The organism is Providencia sp. JUb39 (assembly GCF_012272845.1).
In the GTDB taxonomy this organism is placed as follows: Bacteria; Pseudomonadota; Gammaproteobacteria; order Enterobacterales; family Enterobacteriaceae; genus Providencia; species Providencia lanzhouensis.
In genome coordinates, this window is sequence record NZ_JAAWXD020000001.1 from 3,272,084 (window position 1) to 3,292,437 (window position 20,354).

The following is a 20,354-nucleotide window of genomic DNA, read 5'->3' on the forward strand; positions in this document are numbered from 1 at the left end:
TCAAATATTCAACAAGTTAAAAACATGACAGAAAACCAAAGTTTCGAATCCCATACACCAATGATGCAGCAGTACTTAAAACTCAAAGCACAACATCCCGATATTTTGCTGTTTTATCGTATGGGGGATTTTTACGAACTGTTCTTTGATGATGCTAAAAAAGCCTCTCAGTTACTGGATATTTCTCTCACCAAACGTGGTCAATCTGCCGGTCAACCTATCCCGATGGCGGGTGTTCCTCACCATGCGGCCGAAAACTATTTAGCGCGATTGGTACAGATGGGAGAATCTGTCGCCATTTGCGAGCAAATTGGTGATCCTGCCACCAGCAAAGGTCCTGTTGAGCGCCAAGTGGTGCGCATTGTGACACCGGGTACCATCACCGATGAAGCCTTACTTAATGAACGCCAAGACAACTTACTGGCAGCCGTATGGCAAGAGTCTCAAGGGTATGGCTTTGCGACCTTAGATATCGCATCCGGTCGTTTTATCATCAGTGAAATTGATGATGAAGAGTCATTAAAAGCCGAGCTTCAGCGTACCCGTCCAGCGGAATTACTTTATCCTGAAGATTTCGCTAGCATGTCATTGATTGAACTTAATAAAGGCTTACGCCGCCGCCCATTATGGGAATATGAATTAGACACTGCAAAACAGCAATTAAACCTGCAATTTGGTACCAAAGACTTAATCGGATTTGGCGTTGAAAATGCGCACAAAGCCTTACGCGCTGCGGGTTGTTTGCTGCAATATGTGAAAGATACTCAGCGAACTGCACTGCCGCATATTCGTAGCATTATCATGGAAAAACAACAAGATAATGTAATTTTAGATGCGGCAACTCGCCGAAATTTAGAGCTAACCCAAAACCTTGCAGGGGGCACTGAAAATACCCTTGCCGCAATTCTAGACAAGTGTGTGACCCCAATGGGGAGCCGTATGCTAAAACGCTGGCTTCATACCCCATTGCGTAACCTCACTGTGCTGAACAACCGCCAGCAAGCCATTGGCGCACTGCAACAATACGGCTTTGAGTTACAGCCGTTCCTTCGCCAAATTGGTGATTTAGAACGTGTTCTCGCTCGCCTCGCATTACGCTCAGCGCGTCCTCGTGACTTAACGCGTATGCGCCACGCATTCCAGCAATATCATGATATTCACCAAATTCTGGCGCAATCAGATTGCAGCTACCTCGGTGCGTTAACGCAACGTATTGGTCAATTCGATGAGCTTCAAAGCTTGCTCGAAAAAGCAATTGTTGATGCCCCTCCGGTTTTAGTTCGTGATGGCGGTGTCATTGCCCCAGGTTACAACAGCGAACTCGATGAATGGCGAGCACTGGCAGACGGTGCAACAGATTACCTCGATCGTTTAGAAATTCGTGAGCGTGAAAAATTGGGTATCGATACCCTAAAAGTGGGCTATAACGCGGTACACGGTTACTACATTCAAGTGAGTCGTGGACAAAGCCACCTTACGCCAATTCATTATGTTCGTCGCCAAACGCTGAAAAACGCGGAGCGCTACATTATCCCTGAATTGAAAGAATATGAAGATAAAGTCCTGACATCAAAAGGCAAAGCGCTAGCTATCGAAAAAGCCTTGTATGATGAACTATTTGATATGCTGCTGCCACATTTAGCCGCGTTACAAACCAGTGCCGAAGCGCTGGCTGAGTTGGATGTCCTTTCCACCCTCGCAGAGCGTGCAGACACCCTTGGTTACGCCTGTCCTCAATTAACAGATAAGCCTGGCATTCAAATTACTGAAGGTCGTCATCCGGTTGTCGAGAAAGTACTTAGTGAACCTTTTATTTCTAACCCTCTGTCCCTTTCTCCGCAACGCCGATTACTGATCATTACTGGTCCCAATATGGGAGGTAAAAGTACCTATATGCGCCAAACTGCACTGATCACATTACTGGCTTATATCGGGAGTTTTGTGCCAGCCAGTAAAGCCGTCATTGGGCCAATTGACCGTATTTTTACACGAGTCGGAGCTTCTGATGACCTCGCATCTGGGCGTTCAACCTTCATGGTAGAGATGACCGAAACGGCGAATATTCTGCACAATGCCACTGAACACAGCTTAGTGTTGATGGATGAAATTGGTCGCGGTACATCTACCTATGATGGGCTTTCTTTAGCGTGGGCATGTGCTGAAAACTTAGTTAATCGCATCAAAGCGATGACCTTATTTGCAACTCACTATTTTGAATTAACCACCTTACCAGAAAAGCTGGAAGGTGCGGTCAATATTCACCTCGATGCGATTGAACACGGTGATACCATCGCCTTTATGCATAATGTGCAAGATGGCGCGGCAAGTAAGAGTTATGGTTTAGCCGTGGCTTCACTGGCTGGCGTTCCAAAAGAAGTGATCAAACGCGCGAAGCAAAAACTCAAAGAACTGGAAGTTATCTCCAATAATGCCAATGCGAGTCATGTAGATAGTGCTCAGCTGAGCTTCTTAGGGACTGTGGAAGAGGAACCATCTCCAGTATTAGCCGCTTTAGAGGAAATCGACCCTGACAAGCTAACGCCACGCCAAGCCCTTGATTGGCTATATCGTTTAAAGGAAATGGATAAGTAGCATGGATGAGTACGCTGAATTATTAGCGCCAATTAAGCAATTTTTGCAGTGTGAAACTCCCGATGCGTGGATCCATAAAGCCAGTCAGCCTGAAAATTTGCCAACAATTTTGAAGGATCATCTTCTGTGTGAATTAAAAGCAGCGCAAAGTGCCATGTTTTTAATTCGCAAATATGCAGTAGATAAAGAAAGTGCGGCAATTTTATTAGAGTGGTTCAAACCCTATGAAGCCTTTGCATATGATCGCATTGGTGATGTTCACACATTGAAGAATAAGAACCAAATTTCAAAACAGATCCTAGCGAAAAAACAGTCTCCGTATAGCCAAGATTTGATTGATAAAATGGTGTTGTTAATCAAAGAGGAATTGCACCATTTTTACCAAGTGCTAGAAATTATGCATCAGCGAGATATTGTGTATGATGGGATCACCGCAGGGCGTTACGCAAAAGGATTATTCAGCCATTTAGATCCTCATGATCCGAAAACCTTGGTGGATAAGCTTATTATTGGAGCTTACATTGAAGCGCGTTCTTGCGAGCGGTTTGCCAAATTAGCGCCACACTTGGATGAGCAACTTGCCAATTTTTATACCTCATTACTACGTTCAGAAGCGCGCCATTATCAGGATTACCTACAACTTGCCCAGTTGATTAGTAAAACAGATATTACTGAGCGTGTACGTTTTTATGGAGAAGTTGAATCGCAGTTGATTTCAACGCCAGATGATGATTTTAAATTCCATAGCGGCGTACCGATTGATTAACTCCACCGACTAAAAAGAAAAGCCTCTGTTATCAATGACAACAGAGGCTTCATGTGTTTTAACACGGCAGATTACATATTGAATAACGCTTCCAGCGTTAAATCTTCGCCTTGTAAAATATCTTTTAGACGTCTTAAACCTTCAACCTGAATTTGACGAACTCTTTCACGAGTGAGCCCAATTTCGCGCCCAACCTCTTCCAGAGTTTCCGCTTCATATCCCAACAAACCAAAACGACGCGCTAAGACTTCACGTTGCTTAGGATTGAGTTCATATAACCACTTAACGATATTCTCTTTTAAGTTGTTATCTTGGATAGTGTTTTCAGGCCCTGAATCATTATCATCCGATAATACTTCCAGCAATGACTTTTCAGAATCCCCTGCGATAGGCGTATCAACCGATGTAATGCGCTCATTTAAACGTAGCATTCGGCTAACATCTTCAACAGGTTTATCTAATTGTTCAGCTATCTCTTCAGGACTTGGCTCGTGATCGAGCTTTTGAGCAAGTTCACGGGCTGTACGAAGGTAAATATTGAGTTCTTTGACGATATGAATCGGTAGACGGATTGTTCGGGTTTGATTCATGATGGCACGTTCAATCGTTTGACGGATCCACCAAGTCGCATATGTTGAAAAACGGAAGCCTTTTTCAGGATCAAACTTTTCAACTGCACGAATCAACCCAAGATTTCCTTCTTCGATCAGATCGAGTAAGGCAAGACCTCGGTTGTTATAACGGCGAGATATTTTTACCACTAAGCGAAGGTTGCTTTCTATCATGCGCTGACGCGATGCCACATCCCCCCGAAGGGCTCTGCGGGCATAGAAAACTTCTTCCTCTGCGGTGAGGAGTGGAGAGAATCCAATTTCACTGAGATAAATTTGGGTTGCATCCAAAACACGTTGACTCGCGCTTTGGAGTAACTCCGTGTCTTCATCCAGTTCTGAAACTAGATCCTCTTCTTTGAATTGACTCTCATCAAATGCTTCATCCATCGCATTTTCATCGAGGTCATTATACAACTCGTTAACTTTCAGCGAACTTTGGCTCATCAGTGACTCCGACCCAAGATAATGAGGACGGAATGTGTCACTCCGCCCAGTTTATCGCTGCGGTAAATAACGCAACGGGTTTACTGATTTTCCCTTATAACGAATTTCAAAATGCAAACGAACAGAACTTGTTCCGGTGCTACCCATAGTGGCTATCTTCTGACCTTCAGCAACATCCTGTTGGTCACGCACAAGTAACGTATCGTTATGTGCGTAGGCACTTAAGTAGTCATCGTTATGTTTTATTATTATGAGATTTCCATATCCGCGCAGTGCATTGCCAGCATAGACGACTTTACCAGGAGCAGCTGCAATAACAGATTGACCGCGAGAACCAGCAATATCAACACCTTTGTTTCCACCTTGCGCATCAGAGAAGCCTTCAATCATCTTCCCATCAGCAGGCCAACGCCATTTAATTGACGAATTGTTGGTGCTACTTCCTGTTGTTGCTGTTGCAGTCGTAGTGGTTGGGCTCGCTGTTGTCGTTGAAACCGTTGAGGCTGGTTTCTTGTTATTCGGCAACATCTTACCTGAATTCTGCCCGCTACTATTTTCAGGATACCCATTAGTTGGTTGAATATCAACCGGGCGCTGTTGACTATTTGACGCCGTTTGTGTGATCGAGCTCACATTTGTATTACCAATATTTATCACCTGACCTACATCCAAGCTGTATGGTTCAGAAATATTGTTTTTCGATGCTAACTCACGGAAATCATTACCCGTTATATAGGCGATATAAAACAGAGTATCGCCGCGCTGAACGGTGTAGGTGTTGCCGTTATAACTGCCTTTAGAAATGCGGCCGTAGTCTCGATTATAAACAATACGTCCATCGCTGCTGGTTGAAACAGGTCTAGAGGTATTATTACCCATCGAACTATTAGACGACAAATTAGGTCTGTCTGAAGGCATCGCCGTACTCATTCCAGTATTGGACGGAGGATTCGGCACCGTTCTTGGTGCGGATTGTTGGCTAGATGAACCTCCATCATTCACACTCGAAATCGGTGCTGCGGGATGATAAGGCGTTGAGCATCCTGCTAATAAAGCACCGCTAAATGAAAAGATAACCGCCCATCGAATTCTGTTTATTGGGCTAACAATTTTCATATTTCTTCTCCCGTGAAGAAAAATCTGACCTGATACTAAAGGGTTAGAATGCAATTAATGCTTATTGAATATTAGTATCTTAAAATATTTCGCTTATTAAAGCAGAAATATAAAATAATGGACAAGTTAAATGTATCAAAAGTATAACAAATTGAGATTATCACTTAACAGTTTGAGCCAAATAACCCATTAATTCCAAATAACTTAAAGGGCTATTAGCTCAAATCACCGGCAACAAGAGGGACAAAACGTACTTTTTCAATCACATTGGTGTGATAGTCATTACCGCGACGGGTAATTAATTTCAGAGCCTGATCTTTGTCACCGACAGGGAGCACTAGGCGCCCTCCATCTTTTAACTGCTTAAGTAACAATGACGGAATTTCGCTAGGTGCGGCAGTGACAATGATCCCATCAAAAGGACCTTTTGATTGCCAGCCTTCCCAGCCATCACCGTGGCGAGTAGAAATATTGTGTAAATCTAATAACTTGAAGCGACGTTTTGCCGTCCACTGTAAGCTTTTGACTCTTTCGACTGAATACACATGCTCACAAAGATGAGCCAAAACCGCCGTCTGATACCCAGACCCCGTGCCAATTTCCAGCACATGATCCGTCGGTTTAACCGCCAATAAGGCGGTCATTTTTGCCACAATATACGGCTGTGAAATGGTCTGCCCATGACCAATTGGTAATGGGATATTATCGTAGGCTTGATGAGAGAGCGCTTCGTCAACAAACCGTTCGCGAGGAACTAGCGCGAGCGCGTCTAATAGGCGCTCATCGTGAATTCCCTGTTGGCGCAACTGTGCCAGCAGTTCTTTCATGAGCCCGATTTTCATTTTGCCTTCACTCCTGACTTATCTAGCCACTCTTCTAATACTGACTGAGTTTTATAAGACGTTAAATCCACTTGTAATGGCGTTATTGAAACATAGCCATTTTGTACGGCTTCAAAATCCGTGCCCGGACCTGCATCACGAATTTCCCCAACCGGCCCTAACCAATACAGCATATTACCGCGAGGATCTTCCAAATTATAAACTTCAGATGCCGCATGACGGCTGCCACAGCGGGTGACTTTAATCCCTTTTAGCTCACCATAAGGAATATCTGGCACATTGATATTCAAGATATTTCCCGCACGTAATGGATTTTTTTGCAGCATAGTGAGGATATCGCACGTTACCTTGGCCGCCGTTTCATAATGCACATCGCCATCCAATGAAACCGCAATAGAAGGCAAACCTAAGTGACGCCCTTCTGTCGCCGCTGCAACGGTACCAGAATAAATCACATCGTCCCCAAGATTTGGACCACAGTTAATTCCAGAGACCACAATATCAGGGCGAGGACGCACAACTTTATTCACCCCGATATACACACAATCCGTCGGTGTACCTTCTTGAACAGCAAGGTCACCATTACTTAATGTTTGGATTTTTAATGGTCTATCCAACGTTAGTGCGTTTGAAGCACCACTACGGTTGCGATCGGGTGCAATCACCTGCACATGATAATGTTGACGTAATGCCGCCGCCAAAGTTTGAATCCCCGGCGCAGTCACCCCATCATCGTTACTCAATAATATATTCAGCATCCACACAATCCTGATTAATAATTTCGCGTACTACACTCGTGGCAAAACTGCCTGAATTTAGGAAAAAGCACAGCTTCACGGTTGACGAGTCTAGCCACTGCCATTGCAGATTTTGCGGCTTAACCAGTACAGCTCGTCTCGCTGGAGACACTCGCTCACTTTTCATTAGTGCCATAAATGGCTGATAATCTTGTAGACAGTGAGTCTCGAAAGCAAGGGCATCATCTTGGGTGCCTAAATCACCATCCCCAGGAAGCGGCGCTGTCACACTTAGCTCAGCAGATTGTAAACGCGCTTGCAGAGAGTCTAACTCTTCTGCCGTCGCCACAAACCAGCTACCACGTCCGGTTAATTGCAGTGCATCCCCCAACATTGCGTGTTGCTGTGTCTGATTTGCAATTCGCGCACTGGCGATATCATTAAACATAGCACTTCGCGCGGCAGAGAGATAAAAACTGCGTTTATTTCGTTCACGTACTGTAATTTCTTGATTTGCCCAGCGGCGAGCTTGAACCAAGTTTTGTCCATCTCGACCAAAACGTTGTTCGCCAAAATAGTTCGGAACACCTAAATCAGCCACTTTTTGTAGGCGTTGTTCTACATCATCGGTGTCCGTAATATCCCGCAATGTCACTTCGAATTGATTCCCTTTTAGGGAACCAATACGTAATTTGCGTTTCTGGCGGGTGACCGCTAATACACGGCACCCTTCAAGCTGCCAAGCCGAAAAATCGGGCGTGTCTTTACCTGGCATTTGCAGACAGAACCACTGCTCCGTCACTGCATGTCTATCTTTTAATCCCGCATAACTGACTGCTCTGGCTGAGATTTTAGCAAATTTTGCCAGTTGCTCCGCAACAAATAATGTATTGCAGCCTGTTTTTTCGACGCGAACCATAACGTGCTCGCCTTCGCCATCAAGCTCAAAACCTAAATCTTCTTTCACCACGAAATCTTCAGGAATACTTTTTAGTGTCCCTGAAGAGAGGGGTTTACCATGCAGGTACTGAACATTCATAACTTTCATTACTATTATCTTTGATAAGTAAAACCACAGCGGCGCAAGCAATCCCTTCTTTTCGCCCCACAAAACCCAATTGTTCTGTGGTGGTTGCTTTCACATTGACGTCGTCCATGTGGCATTCGAGATCTTCGGCAATATTCACGCGCATTTGTGGGATATGCGGCAACATTTTGGGCGCTTGTGCCATGATAGTGACGTCGATATTGCCAATCAAATAACCTTTTTTACGTACTTGGCAAAAGGCTTCTCTGAGTAATACTCGGCTATCTGCGCCTTTATATGCCGGGTCGGTATCTGGGAATAATTTTCCGATATCCCCGAGTGCCGCAGCACCTAAAATGGCGTCTGTCAGCGCGTGTAAAACCACATCACCATCCGAATGTGCGATAAGACCTTGTTCGTAAGGAATGCGAACGCCACCAATAACGATAGGGCCTTCACCACCAAACTTATGCACATCAAAACCGTGTCCGATTCTCATTTTTTTTCCTTATGATTTCATTCTTGAAAGATAAAATTCCGCCAGCGCCAAGTCCTCTGGTCGCGTCACCTTAAGGTTATCAGCTCGCCCCGATACTAATATCGGTTGATAACCGCAATGCTCAAGTGCGGAAGCCTCATCCGTGATTACTGCATTTTCTTTCAATGCTTTATCTAAACAGTCACGTAGTAATACTAATGGGAAAAACTGCGGTGTTAAGGCATGCCAGAGCGCTTCTCGCTCAACAGTATGGGAAATACTTTGCGTTCCCTCCACGCCCCGTTTCATCGTATCCCGAACTGGAGCCGCCAGTATGCCCCCACAACAATCATTCTGAGTGGCTAACTGAACGATAGTATTTAAATCATCTAAATGCAGACACGGACGTGCCGCATCATGCACCAATACCCAAGCATCATCATACTCAGGTTGCGAAACCAGATAGTTTAATCCTGATAATACTGAATTTGCACGCTCTTTCCCCCCGATAACCGTGACAACGCGAGGATCTTTGGCAATATCGAGGTGATGGAAATAATCATCTTCAGCGCTTAATGCAACCACAATTTTTTGTACGTCTCCACTGCGCAATAAGGCATCAATGGTGTGTTCAATAATGGTTTTCCCTGCGATCGACAAATATTGCTTTGGGCAATCCGCATTCATACGGCTGCCCACTCCCGCAGCGGGGATCAGCGCAACAATCGGTGCTGCGCTGGATGTTCTTAGATTTATCATGATTCGAATCTTACATCAGAAATTATCAGGCTCTTGGGTGTGGTCGACCCTACACGATGATTATTGAGATGACGGTGGATTATTACGCTCTTTGACCATTCGATAGAATGATTCCCCAGGTTTTAACATACCTAGCTCGCTACGTGCGCGTTCTTCAATTGCATCCTGACCATCATTCAAGTCATTGATTTCTGCAAATAGCTGCTCATTACGCTGTTTTAAACGCGTATTCACAATTTCCTGCGCAGCAACATCATCCTTGACTTTGACATAGTCATGGATGCCATTTTTGCCTAACCATAAGGAATATTGTAACCAAGCTAATATCGCAATTAATAGTAGCGTTAATTTACCCATCTTGCCCCCTGAAATGATTTGCTAATCATCCCATAACTAAGCGCATGACGCTACTGCGATGCAAATATTGTCTAAAAAAGTCAGAATTGTTCGCGCTAGAAGAGATTAAATATCACCCAATTCCCTATAAATGTAGAAAAGGATGATATTTATGTAAAATCAATTTGCTATAGAAATGATATTTCGCTGTTGCAGCAGTTGAATCACCTGCGCTAAAGAGTCATGAATAGGACGCAGGCCATCAAGGTGCAGTTCTGGATTTTGTGGTGGTTGATAAGGCGAATCAATCCCCGTGAAATGAGATATTTTCCCTGCTCGCGCTTGCTGATATAACCCTTTGGGATCTCGCTTTTCACAAACCTCAATGGGCGTATCCACATACAACTCATAGAACTGATCAGGTTCAAACAATTCGCGAACTCGCTGTCTATCTTCTTGATAGGGAGAAATAAACGCCGTCGCCACAATCAGCCCCGCATCCACCATTAACTTTGCAACTTCGCCAATTCGTCGAATATTTTCCTGCCGATCCGCATCACTAAACCCAAGGTCACGACATAATCCATGGCGAACATTATCTCCATCTAGAAGATAGGTTTTGATCCCCAAATTCGCCAATTGTGTCTCTATCGCCCCCGCCAACGTGGACTTTCCTGACCCCGATAAGCCCGTCAACCACAGCACTGCGCCTTTGTGACCATTGCGCTGCTCTCGCCATTGCCGAGTCACATTATGGGAATGCCAAACAATATTCTCCGACAGACCATTTTCCAATGTATCCATAACGTTACTTCCCACCTAACACATCCCGGGCACCCCAGTGCGGGAAGTGGCGGCGGATCAGTTGGTTCAGTTCAATTTCGAATTGGCTAAACTCACCACGGTGTACCGTTTCTTCTGGCTGCGCTTCTCGAACTAGCCCTGCCCCCACCGTCACGTTTGTTAGCCTATCAATCAAAATCATCCCACCGGTATCCCCATTATTTTGGTAATTTTCCAGTAGTAACGGTTCATCGAATGAAAACTCCACCAAACCTATGCCGTTCAATGGCAGTTCAGTGGCCACTTTCTGAGTTAAGTTATTCACATCCACTTGATACTGAATGTTTTCAACTTTTCCTCGGCTTCGCTTGCCTGCCACTTTAATATCCACTTGTTGACCTTGCACCAGCGGCTGTTCTGACATCCACACCACATCCACTAATGCATGCTGACTCGCAAGCAGCTCCTCATTTTCAGCGACAATTAAATCGCCGCGACTGATATCAATCTCATCGTTTAGTACTATCGTAATCGCCTCACCCGCAATGGCTGAAGGCGGATTACCGGAAAATGTCACAATCTCTTTGATGGTTGAAACGCTTCCCGAAGGCAGCACTTTCACTCTTTGCCCTACCTGTACAATCCCCGATGACACGGTGCCACTGTAGCCACGAAAATCTAAGTTTGGACGATTCACATATTGCACAGGAAAACGCAATGGCTGGTCAGCGGCCGTCTGAGTGACTTGCACCGTTTCCAGTAACGACAATAACGTTTCCCCTTGATACCATGGCAAATTCTCGCTTGGCGATACGATATTATCCCCATCCAGTGCAGAAATTGGCACAAACCAGACGTTTAAATCTACCGGAAGTTGCTGCGCAAATTGCTGGTAATCTTGCTGGATTTTATCAAACACGGACTGACTATAATCCACCAGATCCATCTTATTCACCGCGACGATCAAATGGCGGATCCCCAAGAGCGTACTAATAAAACTGTGACGTCGCGTTTGCTCTTGAATGCCTTTTCGAGCATCGATCAGCAGAATAGAGAGTGAGCACGTTGATGCACCTGTCGCCATATTGCGAGTATATTGTTCATGTCCCGGGGTATCCGCGATGATAAACTTGCGTTTTTCCGTCGAAAAATAGCGATATGCCACATCGATGGTGATCCCCTGCTCGCGTTCAGCCGCTAATCCATCCACCAGCAATGCCAGATCCAATTTCTCGCCTTGAGTTCCTATCCGCTTACTGTCGCTTTGTAAAACTGACAATTGATCTTGGTAGATTTGTTGAGTGTCATGCAGCAAGCGTCCAATCAAGGTACTTTTCCCATCATCCACATTGCCACAGGTAAGAAATCGCAATAATCCCTTATGTTGCTGAGCCTGCAAGTAAGCTTCTACGCCACCTTGCTGTTGAATTTGATGCGCCATTGCGTCGTTATACGCTAATTCAGCCATGATGTTGCTCTCCTCACCGATTGATTAAAAATAGCCTTGGCGCTTTTTCAGCTCCATAGAGGCGGATTGGTCACTATCAATCAAACGCCCTTGGCGTTCACTGGTGGTGGATAGCAACATCTCTTCGATAATTTCAGGTAGTGTGCTGGCATTCGACGGCACAGCCCCCGTCAATGGCCAGCAGCCTAATGTCCGAAAACGTACTTTTTTCTTGGCGATGACCTCTCCCGCTTTTAGCTCTATACGCCCATCATCCACCATGATTAAGGTGCCATCACGCTCAATCACAGGACGTTCATCCGCAAAATAGAGTGGGACAATATCGATGTTTTCTAAGTAGATATATTGCCAAATATCCAGCTCAGTCCAATTGGATAATGGGAAGACGCGGATACTTTCCCCTTTATTAATTTGCCCGTTGTAATTATGCCAAAGCTCCGGCCGTTGGTTCTTCGGATCCCAGCGATGCGAGCGGTCACGGAATGAGTAAATTCGTTCTTTTGCGCGTGATTTTTCTTCATCACGCCTAGCACCACCAAACGCAGCATCAAAGCCATATTTATCTAGCGCCTGCTTTAAACCCTCGGTTTTCATGATATCTGTATGCTTAGCGCTACCATGAACAAACGGATTGATACCGAGACGCTCCCCTTCAGGATTTCGGTGGATCAATAATTCAAAACCGTATTTTTTCGCCGTCTCATCACGGAACTGGTACATTTCACGAAATTTCCATCCGGTATCCACATGCAGCAAAGGGAAAGGGATCGTCCCAGGGTAAAATGCTTTTCGAGCCAAATGCAGCATCACGGATGAGTCTTTACCAATGGAATAGAGCATCACAGGGTTAGCAAATTCCGCCGCCACTTCACGAATAATATGAATACTTTCCGCTTCTAATTGCTGTAAGTGGGTTAATTTTTTTTCGTTCACGATTTACTCCTCGATTAAGCCAATTCCAGCACGGCTGAGCGCCATTGGATGGTTTCTGGTTGCTGACCAAACCACGCCAGCTGTTGATGTAATGCCGCCACTTCACCAATGACAATTAATGCAGGCGCTGGCGCTTGCTGAGCCAATGACTCCAATTCATGCAACGCTCCCACAATCACTTTTTGATTTTGCCGAGTTCCACAACCAATCACAGCTACGGGGGTATCTCGATGACGTCCATATTGAATAAGCTGCTGGCGAATATTGGCGGCTGTCACAGTGCCCATGTAGATAGCCAGTGTTTGGTGACCGCGAGCTAATGCTTGCCAGTCCAACTCTGCTCCTTCTTGTCGGCAATGTCCGGTAATAAAGGTAATACTCTGAGCGTGTTCTCTGTGGGTCAGCGGGATCCCCGCATAAGCCGCCGCACCAATAGCGGCGGTGATACCGGGTACAACTTGAAAAGGAATGTTGGCCTCGGCAGCAACTTGCAACTCTTCGCCACCACGACCAAAAATAAACGGATCCCCGCCTTTTAAGCGCACTACCTTTTTGCCTTGCTGGGCATAGTTGACGATCAATTGATTAGTTTCCTCTTGGGAAACGCTATGATTTCCTGCTCGCTTACCCACACAGACTTTGTCTGCATCACGGCGAACAAGATCAAGGATTTCCGTGCTCACCAGATGGTCATACAGCACCACATCCGCATTTTGCAGAACTCTCAAGCCTTTAAGTGTTAACAGTCCCGCATCACCCGGTCCTGCTCCCACTAAGGTTAACTCCCCTTGGTTATCCGGCTTCGCTAGCTGTTGCTCCAGCTGCTTTTCTGCATCATCCAGCTGCCCGCTTTCCACCAAAGAGGCAAAGCGCCCGCTAAAACTCAATTCCCAAAAACGTTTACGCTCACTGAGCTTGGTCAAATTCTGTTTTACGCGCTCACGCCAGCGCCCTGCAATCTCCGCCATTTTTCCCAACGATGTTGGCAGCAAGGTTTCCAGTTTTTCCCGTAATAATTTTGCTAACACAGGCGCGGTGCCACCCGATGAAATCGCCACCATAATGGGAGAACGGTCGATAATCGAGGGAACAATAAAGGAACAGAGGGGCTGGTCATCCACCACATTGACAAAAATATGGCGCTGCTGCGCATCATGAAAAACTTTCTCATTGAGCGCTTGGTCATCCGTGGCAGCAATCACCAAGTAAGCATCATCAAGGTGATAAGCTTGATAAGGTTGCTGTACCCAGTGCAATTGTTTTTGTTGATAAGCCAACTGCAAGCTTTCGCAAAGTTCAGGGGAAATCACCACCAGCGAGGCATGGGCTTTCAATAATAATTCGGCTTTACGTGCGGCGACCACACCGCCGCCAATCAAGACAACTTGTCTTTCTCGCACACTCACAAATAAGGGTAGGTAATCCATAAATCGCTTCCATCCAACATTTTAATTATAAGAGCAATGAAATTGACTATATGGCGTGAATTGGTCACTTTGAAATGACAAAAAAGCATGAATAGGAACAGAAAGGCATAAGCTAAATAAAGTGGGAAAAACCCAGTAAATTAAGCCTATCTTCCGCGATTTGACTTAAATAAAAAATAAAGGGACACCCTTATTTTAGATAAAGGCATCCCTTTGTTATTACACAAATAAATTAACTTTCTACTTATTAGTAATGTAAGTAATTAATTATTTAAACGAAATCTTTAGTTTTTTAAAAAAGCATTAATTTTCATGTAGCCCGCATTCACGCTTTAAACCAAAGAAACGAGTTTGCTCTTCACTCATCCCGGGTTCCCATGGACGACTGGTATGAGTATCTCCCACCGATAAATACCCTTTTTCCCATAATGGATGGTAGGGTAAATTATGTTTGGTCAGATACTGATAAACCTCTTTATTATTCCAATCAATCACTGGCAGAATTTTAAAAATCCCGCGCCCAATACTCAGCACGGGTAACGCCGCTCGGCTCGCCGATTGTTCTCGTCTTAATCCTGAAAACCAGCTTTGCGCCTCCAATTCATGCAGCGCCCGCGTCATAGGCTCCACTTTGTTTAATTGGTTATAACGCTCAATTCCTTCAATCCCTTGAGTCCACAATTGCCCATGAATGGCTTCTTGCCAAGCTGGGCTGGTTTCCGCTCGATACACTTTCAAGTTTAAGTTTAACCGTTCCGTTAACTGCTCAATAAACTGGTAGGTTTCAGGAAACAGATAACCCGTATCCGTTAAAATCACAGGAATATTGGGGACCACTTGCGTGACTAAGTGCAGCGCCAAAGCACCTTGGATGCCAAAGCTTGATGACAACACGAATTCAGCAGGAAGATGTTCAACCGCCCATTCAACGCGAGCTAGCGCAGTCATTTCTTCAAGTTTCGCGTTGAATTCCGCTAAATAAGCAACTTGAGCCTGTTTATCTAACGGCTGAACTTGCGCTAATTGAAGTCGGCTCATACCGCCTCCTTGACCTCGTAAAAGTCGATAGCTGAGTTGAGTACCGGCTTCACGACGTTAGCGCGGATCAGGTAATCACCAAAACCTTCATTCGGTTGACGTTCAGCCGCCCAGCGACCAATCAGCTCATCCATGATGGCTAAAATCTCTGCGCTGCTGATATTTTCCTTATACATTCTAGGGATACGCGTACCGATGCGATTTCCGCCTAAATGTAGGTTATAACGATCGAGGGCTTTACCCACCAATCCCACTTCCGCCAGCATCGCGCGACCACAACCATTTGGGCAGCCTGTTACACGTAAAACAATATGCTCATCTGCCACGTGATGCGCCGCCATGATGTTTTCAACTTGCGTGACGAACTCCGGCAAAAAGCGCTCCGCTTCTGCCATCGCTAGCGGACAGGTTGGGAAAGAGACACACGCCATCGAGTTTTCACGCTGACGCGTCACTTCATTGCTCATCAAACCGTGCTCAATAGCAATTTTCTCTATTGCCGCTTTGTCTTCTTCCTCAATCCCCGCCACAATTAAGTTCTGATTGGCTGTCAGGCGAAAGTCCCCTTTATGGATTTTAGCGATCTCGGCGACGCCGGTTTTTAACGGTTTATCCGCTAAGTCGATTAAGCGCCCATTCTCCACAAATAAGGTTAAATGCCAGCGGTTATCAATGCCTTTTAACCAACCAATTTGGTCGCCACGCTCCGTAAATTGGTAAGGACGAATAGCGTCAAACTGCACGCCAGCTCGTTTTTCCACTTCCGCTTTAAACACCTCAATCCCAACTCGCTCAAGGGTGTATTTGGTTTTGGCATTTTTACGATCAGTCCGGTTTCCCCAATCACGCTGCGTAGTGACAATCGCTTCAGCAATTGCCAAGGTTTTATCTAAGGGAATAAAACCAAATTCACTGGCAAGACGTGGGAACGTGTTGGTATCGCCGTGGGTCATCGCTAAACCGCCGCCCACCAGCACGTTGAAACCAATCAATTGCCCTTTTTCAGCAATCGCCACAAAGTTCATATCATTGGCATGAAGATCCACATCATTCAATGGCGGGATCACCACCGTGGTTTTAAATTTCCGAGGAAGATAGGTTTGCCCTAAAATCGGCTCTTCATCGGTGGTCACAATCTTTTCTTTATCCAACCAAATTTCAGCATATGCACTGGTGCGAGGTAGTAAATGCTCAGAGATTTTTTTCGCCCATTCATAGGCTTGCTGATGCAATTCAGACTGCACAGGGTTAGACGTACACAGTACGTTACGGTTAACGTCATTGGCGGTAGCTAACGCATCCAGCCCAACATGGCTGAGCATTTGGTGTGCCGGCTTCACATCCCCTTTCAGAATACCGTGAAACTGGAATGTTTGACGGTTGGTGATGCGAATACTGCCATACAGCGTGTGCTCAGAAGCAAATTTATCAATATCGAGCCACTGTTTCGGGGTAATAATGCCCCCCGGTAAGCGGCAACGCAGCATCATGGCATGACGCGGTTCTAGCTTCTGCTCTGCTCGCTCTGCGCGAATGTCTCTGTCATCCTGCTGATACATGCCGTGAAAACGGATCAGCAAGAAGTTGTCTCCGTCAAAACCGCCTGTTAAGCCGTTTTTGAGATCGTCTTTGATAGTGCCTCGTAAATAGTTACTTTGCTGCTTCATCCGCTCGCTGTCAGCGAGCTTTCCTTCAACCACTAAGGCCGGCTGAGGTGCAGCTTTTTGATGTTCATTGCTCATTAATAAACGTCCCTCTGATAACGGCGCATCACACGCAGCTCACTTAAAAAGTCATCCGCTTGCTCTTCATCCATGTGCCCGTGCTCGCTGATGACATCCAATAATGCTTGTTCCACATCTTTCGCCATGCGATTTGCATCCCCACACACATAAATATGTGCGCCTTGTTGGATCCAGTCCCACACTTCGCTACCTTGTTCGCGCAATTTGTCTTGCACATACACTTTTTCAGCCTGATCCCGCGACCACGCTAATGAAATATGGGTCAGCAAACCGTCTTTGACATAACGCTGCCATTCGACTTGATATAAGAAATCGTCAACAAAGTGCGGATTGCCGAAAAACAGCCAGTTTTTACCTTCGCTACCGTCGTTATCACGTTGTTGTAAGAAAGCGCGGAATGGGGCAATACCCGTTCCCGGGCCAATCATAATCACGGGCGTATTTGAGTCTGCGGGTAGGCGGAAATTATCATTATGTTCAATAAACACCCGCAGTTCGTCGCCTTCATTGAGACGATCCGCTAAGAAACCGGAAGCACCGCCTGTTCTTGGGCGTCCATCAATCTCATAGCGCACAACCCCGACGGTAGCATGGACTTCATCCGTCGCTTCTGCCTGTGAAGAAGAAATGGAATACAAGCGTGGCGTTAATGGTCGCAGTAAATCCACAAACTCTTGCGCACTTGGTTGAGCTGCCGCTTGGCGTACCATATCAACGATAGGCGTAGTCTGTGCGTACTGCATAATGGCGGGCTTATCGCTGATCAAGCCTAATAAGCTATCGTCTTTGGATAACTGAGCGTATTTTTCGACGATCAAATGGGTATTTTGGGTAAGTTCCAGTTGGTAAGTTAACGCATCACGCAGCGAATGGCGCTGTTGACCAATAAATACGTCTTCATCCCCTTGTAGCCATAACAGGCTAATCAGCTCATCCACTAACGCAGGGTCATTATCAAACCACACGCCTAGTGCATCTCCCGGCTGATAGCGTAAACCAGAATTCCCCAAGTCAATTTCAATATGACGCACATCTTTGTCCGATCCGCGCCCCGTGATCTTTTGGTTACTCAATAGCGAGGCGGTTAATGGCGCCGTTTTGGTGTATGGGGAAGAATCGAGCTGATTCACACTGCCAGATTGAGTATTGATGAGCTGGCTATCTGACTGAGCAGGTACTCGCGCTTTTAAAATCTGCGTCAAAGAGCTTACCCACTCGTCTGCCAATGTTTGATATTCAACATCCGCATCGACCCGAGGAAGCAACGCACTCGCCCCGAGTTTCGCAAACTGGCTATCGAAATCTTTTCCTGCTTGGCAAAAATGCTCATAAGAAGAATCGCCAAGTGCAAAAACCGCATAATGGGTGGCTGAGAGATCGGGGGCTTTCTTCGAGTTCAAATATTTATGTAATGCTACTGCCTCTTCGGCTGGCTCCCCTTCACCTTGGGTGGATGCCACAACGATCACCACTTTTTCTTGGTTGATCTGCTTAAACTTGTAATCGCCAGCATTGACTAAATTGGCACTGATTTTCTCACTCAGTAGCTTTTCTCGAAGCTGCTCAGCTAAACGACGCGCATTACCCGTTTGGGAGGCTGAAATAATGGTCACGGTTTCTTGAGGCGCATTGCTTGCAGGAATAGATTCACTTTGCGCACTGTTTTGATTCACCATTCCCCACAAATAGCCAGATAACCAAGCCAGTTGATGGGATGAATAATCCCCCACTGCGGTTTGTAAGCGCCCTAATTGCTCCGTCGAAATCGGTAATGCTGATAATGGAGGTTGCTTGTTTTGCATTATTTTGTCACTCCAACGTGATCCATCATTGAATAGTCAATAAAACGTTATATATGCCATTCTCTATCCCAAATGAAGATAAAGGTTATAACAGCCATAACTAGGAAGATAAGAAACTATAGCCATAACTAATAGCTAAAAATCCTAAAGAAAATATTCGATGATGAATATCGAATAAAAAGATTAGCCAGAAATCGATAAATAACGACATTTTGAGTAAAAATAACAGTAGAATACGCTACTAAACATTAGTAAGGAGAAATTTATGAGCACAACCATCTACAAAGATTTTCACTTTGAAGCAGCCCACCGCCTTCCTCATGTACCCGAGGGGCATAAATGTGGTCGCCTGCATGGGCACTCTTTCATGGTGCGCTTAGAAATCACGGGTGAAATTGATGCGCATACGGGATGGATCATGGATTTTGCTGATGTGAAAAGCGCCTTTAAACCTATCTATGAGCGTCTAGACCATCACTATTTAAATGAGATTGAAGGGTTAGAAAACCCAACCAGTGAAGTACTTGCTCGCTGGATTTGGCAGCAAACCAAGCCACTGTTACCACTATTAAGCGCCATTACGGTTAAAGAAACCTGCAATGCAGGCTGTGTGTATCGCGGAGAAGCCTAAGTCAAATAGGTGCTGAGCTGTAAGTTATCACCTACAGCTCAAAGACATAATGATTACTGAATATTTAAATATTTATGGGTTTGAATGGATAGCCGCCAGTTGCGTTGGATGCAGGTATCAATACATAGCTTCGTCGCTGACACTTTTTGGCTAATAGGCTGAAGCGCCACAATCGGTGGCTCCCCTTGAGTTCGCAAAGATAATAGCTGATCAAGGGCTTCAATATCCTTTTCACGCGCTACAGGATGCTTGATTTCATTGGCACGATTAATCGCCTGTTCGAGTACTTGCAATCCACCTTTCATACCCACTTTCGGCGAGACAGTGACCCAGGTATTTTCAGTGCAGATGATTGGGTAAGTGCCGCTGGTTTCAATCTGGCATTGAAACCCATTCGCTTCAAGGGATTGCGTTAAGTTCGTTAAATCATAAATGCACGGCTCTCCACCCGTTATCACAATGTGTTTTGCGGTATAGCCGTTTTGTTGCATCAGTTGGATTAAGCTTTCGGCATCGGACATTGCCCATAAATCACTGTCTTGTGTTTTTAATGCAATATCACCCAATGTGGATTCCTTCGCGGGCTCTTTGTCCCAGGTCTGTTTGGTATCGCACCAACTACAGCCAACTGGACAGCCTTGCAAACGAATAAAAACAGCAGGGACGCCAGTAAAAACACCTTCCCCCTGTAAAGTTTGGAAGATTTCATTAATTGGGTATTTCATATTGCTCCTAGAAGATTCCATTTGGCGCATATTATATTGCAGATATCTATCTCGCGGGCAATGCACTTTGTGATAATGTAGTCACCCTGCG

19 protein-coding genes are annotated in these 20,354 nt (G+C 45.4%); 3 read left to right on the forward strand and 16 right to left on the reverse strand.

Going from position 1 to position 20,354, the window contains the following annotated elements:
- The first annotated feature begins 24 nt into the window (after positions 1-24).
- Positions 25-2,592, forward strand: a complete 2,568-nt coding sequence (gene mutS / locus HFU86_RS15230) for a DNA mismatch repair protein MutS (RefSeq protein WP_187129603.1) — start codon at positions 25-27, stop codon at positions 2,590-2,592.
- Between the two features lies 1 nt (position 2,593).
- Complete coding sequence (gene miaE / locus HFU86_RS15235) at positions 2,594-3,358, forward strand: tRNA isopentenyl-2-thiomethyl-A-37 hydroxylase MiaE (RefSeq protein ID WP_132496787.1); 765 nt, start codon at positions 2,594-2,596, stop codon at positions 3,356-3,358.
- Between the two features lie 71 nt (positions 3,359-3,429).
- Here miaE and rpoS read toward each other — a convergent pair whose 3' ends face one another.
- From rpoS to cysJ, 15 genes are all read right to left on the reverse strand, one after another.
- Positions 3,430-4,416: an RNA polymerase sigma factor RpoS gene (rpoS, locus tag HFU86_RS15240; protein WP_108478377.1), complete on the reverse strand. Its 987-nt coding sequence runs from the start codon at positions 4,414-4,416 to the stop codon at positions 3,430-3,432.
- Between the two features lie 51 nt (positions 4,417-4,467).
- Positions 4,468-5,532 (reverse strand): murein hydrolase activator NlpD, encoded by a 1,065-nt coding sequence (nlpD, locus tag HFU86_RS15245; protein WP_108478378.1) that lies wholly within the window; start codon positions 5,530-5,532, stop codon positions 4,468-4,470.
- 215 nt (positions 5,533-5,747) lie between these two features.
- On the reverse strand, positions 5,748-6,374 hold the full coding sequence (locus tag HFU86_RS15250; RefSeq protein WP_036955749.1) for a protein-L-isoaspartate(D-aspartate) O-methyltransferase: 627 nt from the start codon (positions 6,372-6,374) through the stop codon (positions 5,748-5,750).
- On the reverse strand, positions 6,371-7,132 hold the full coding sequence (surE, locus tag HFU86_RS15255; protein WP_132496788.1) for a 5'/3'-nucleotidase SurE: 762 nt from the start codon (positions 7,130-7,132) through the stop codon (positions 6,371-6,373). The genes HFU86_RS15250 and surE overlap by 4 nt, the downstream gene beginning before the upstream one ends.
- The gene (truD, locus tag HFU86_RS15260; RefSeq protein WP_132496789.1) at positions 7,110-8,159 is read right to left on the reverse strand and encodes a tRNA pseudouridine(13) synthase TruD; all 1,050 of its coding nucleotides are present in this window, start codon (positions 8,157-8,159) and stop codon (positions 7,110-7,112) included. The genes surE and truD overlap by 23 nt, the downstream gene beginning before the upstream one ends.
- Positions 8,125-8,637: a 2-C-methyl-D-erythritol 2,4-cyclodiphosphate synthase gene (gene ispF, locus HFU86_RS15265; RefSeq protein WP_108478380.1), complete on the reverse strand. Its 513-nt coding sequence runs from the start codon at positions 8,635-8,637 to the stop codon at positions 8,125-8,127. Before ispF ends, truD begins: the two co-directional genes overlap by 35 nt.
- Before the next feature lie 9 nt (positions 8,638-8,646).
- On the reverse strand, positions 8,647-9,375 hold the full coding sequence (gene ispD, locus HFU86_RS15270) for a 2-C-methyl-D-erythritol 4-phosphate cytidylyltransferase (protein ID WP_187129604.1): 729 nt from the start codon (positions 9,373-9,375) through the stop codon (positions 8,647-8,649).
- Between the two features lie 60 nt (positions 9,376-9,435).
- The gene (gene ftsB / locus HFU86_RS15275; RefSeq protein ID WP_036955764.1) at positions 9,436-9,732 is read right to left on the reverse strand and encodes a cell division protein FtsB; all 297 of its coding nucleotides are present in this window, start codon (positions 9,730-9,732) and stop codon (positions 9,436-9,438) included.
- A 159-nt stretch (positions 9,733-9,891) separates the two neighbouring features.
- Positions 9,892-10,515, reverse strand: a complete 624-nt coding sequence (cysC, locus tag HFU86_RS15280) for an adenylyl-sulfate kinase (RefSeq protein WP_132496791.1) — start codon at positions 10,513-10,515, stop codon at positions 9,892-9,894.
- Between the two features lie 4 nt (positions 10,516-10,519).
- Positions 10,520-11,962, reverse strand: coding sequence for a sulfate adenylyltransferase subunit CysN (gene cysN / locus HFU86_RS15285; protein ID WP_187129605.1), 1,443 nt, complete (start codon positions 11,960-11,962; stop codon positions 10,520-10,522).
- 24 nt (positions 11,963-11,986) lie between these two features.
- Positions 11,987-12,895, reverse strand: a complete 909-nt coding sequence (cysD, locus tag HFU86_RS15290; RefSeq protein WP_036955774.1) for a sulfate adenylyltransferase subunit CysD — start codon at positions 12,893-12,895, stop codon at positions 11,987-11,989.
- A gap of 14 nt (positions 12,896-12,909) precedes the next feature.
- Positions 12,910-14,322 (reverse strand): siroheme synthase CysG, encoded by a 1,413-nt coding sequence (gene cysG / locus HFU86_RS15295; RefSeq protein ID WP_036955777.1) that lies wholly within the window; start codon positions 14,320-14,322, stop codon positions 12,910-12,912.
- Between the two features lie 303 nt (positions 14,323-14,625).
- Entirely contained in the window at positions 14,626-15,360 is a 735-nt protein-coding gene (locus HFU86_RS15300; RefSeq protein ID WP_132496794.1) for a phosphoadenylyl-sulfate reductase, read from the reverse strand.
- On the reverse strand, positions 15,357-17,102 hold the full coding sequence (cysI, locus tag HFU86_RS15305; protein WP_132496795.1) for an assimilatory sulfite reductase (NADPH) hemoprotein subunit: 1,746 nt from the start codon (positions 17,100-17,102) through the stop codon (positions 15,357-15,359). Before cysI ends, HFU86_RS15300 begins: the two co-directional genes overlap by 4 nt.
- Positions 17,102-18,907, reverse strand: a complete 1,806-nt coding sequence (cysJ, locus tag HFU86_RS15310) for an NADPH-dependent assimilatory sulfite reductase flavoprotein subunit (RefSeq protein ID WP_187129606.1) — start codon at positions 18,905-18,907, stop codon at positions 17,102-17,104. The genes cysI and cysJ overlap by 1 nt, the downstream gene beginning before the upstream one ends.
- A 265-nt stretch (positions 18,908-19,172) precedes the next feature.
- Between cysJ and queD the strand changes: the two genes are divergently transcribed.
- On the forward strand, positions 19,173-19,538 hold the full coding sequence (gene queD, locus HFU86_RS15315; protein WP_036955790.1) for a 6-carboxytetrahydropterin synthase QueD: 366 nt from the start codon (positions 19,173-19,175) through the stop codon (positions 19,536-19,538).
- A gap of 53 nt (positions 19,539-19,591) precedes the next feature.
- On the opposite strand, the gene queE is transcribed toward queD, so the two are convergent.
- Positions 19,592-20,263: a 7-carboxy-7-deazaguanine synthase QueE gene (gene queE / locus HFU86_RS15320; protein ID WP_187129607.1), complete on the reverse strand. Its 672-nt coding sequence runs from the start codon at positions 20,261-20,263 to the stop codon at positions 19,592-19,594.
- Positions 20,264-20,354 lie beyond the last annotated feature (91 nt).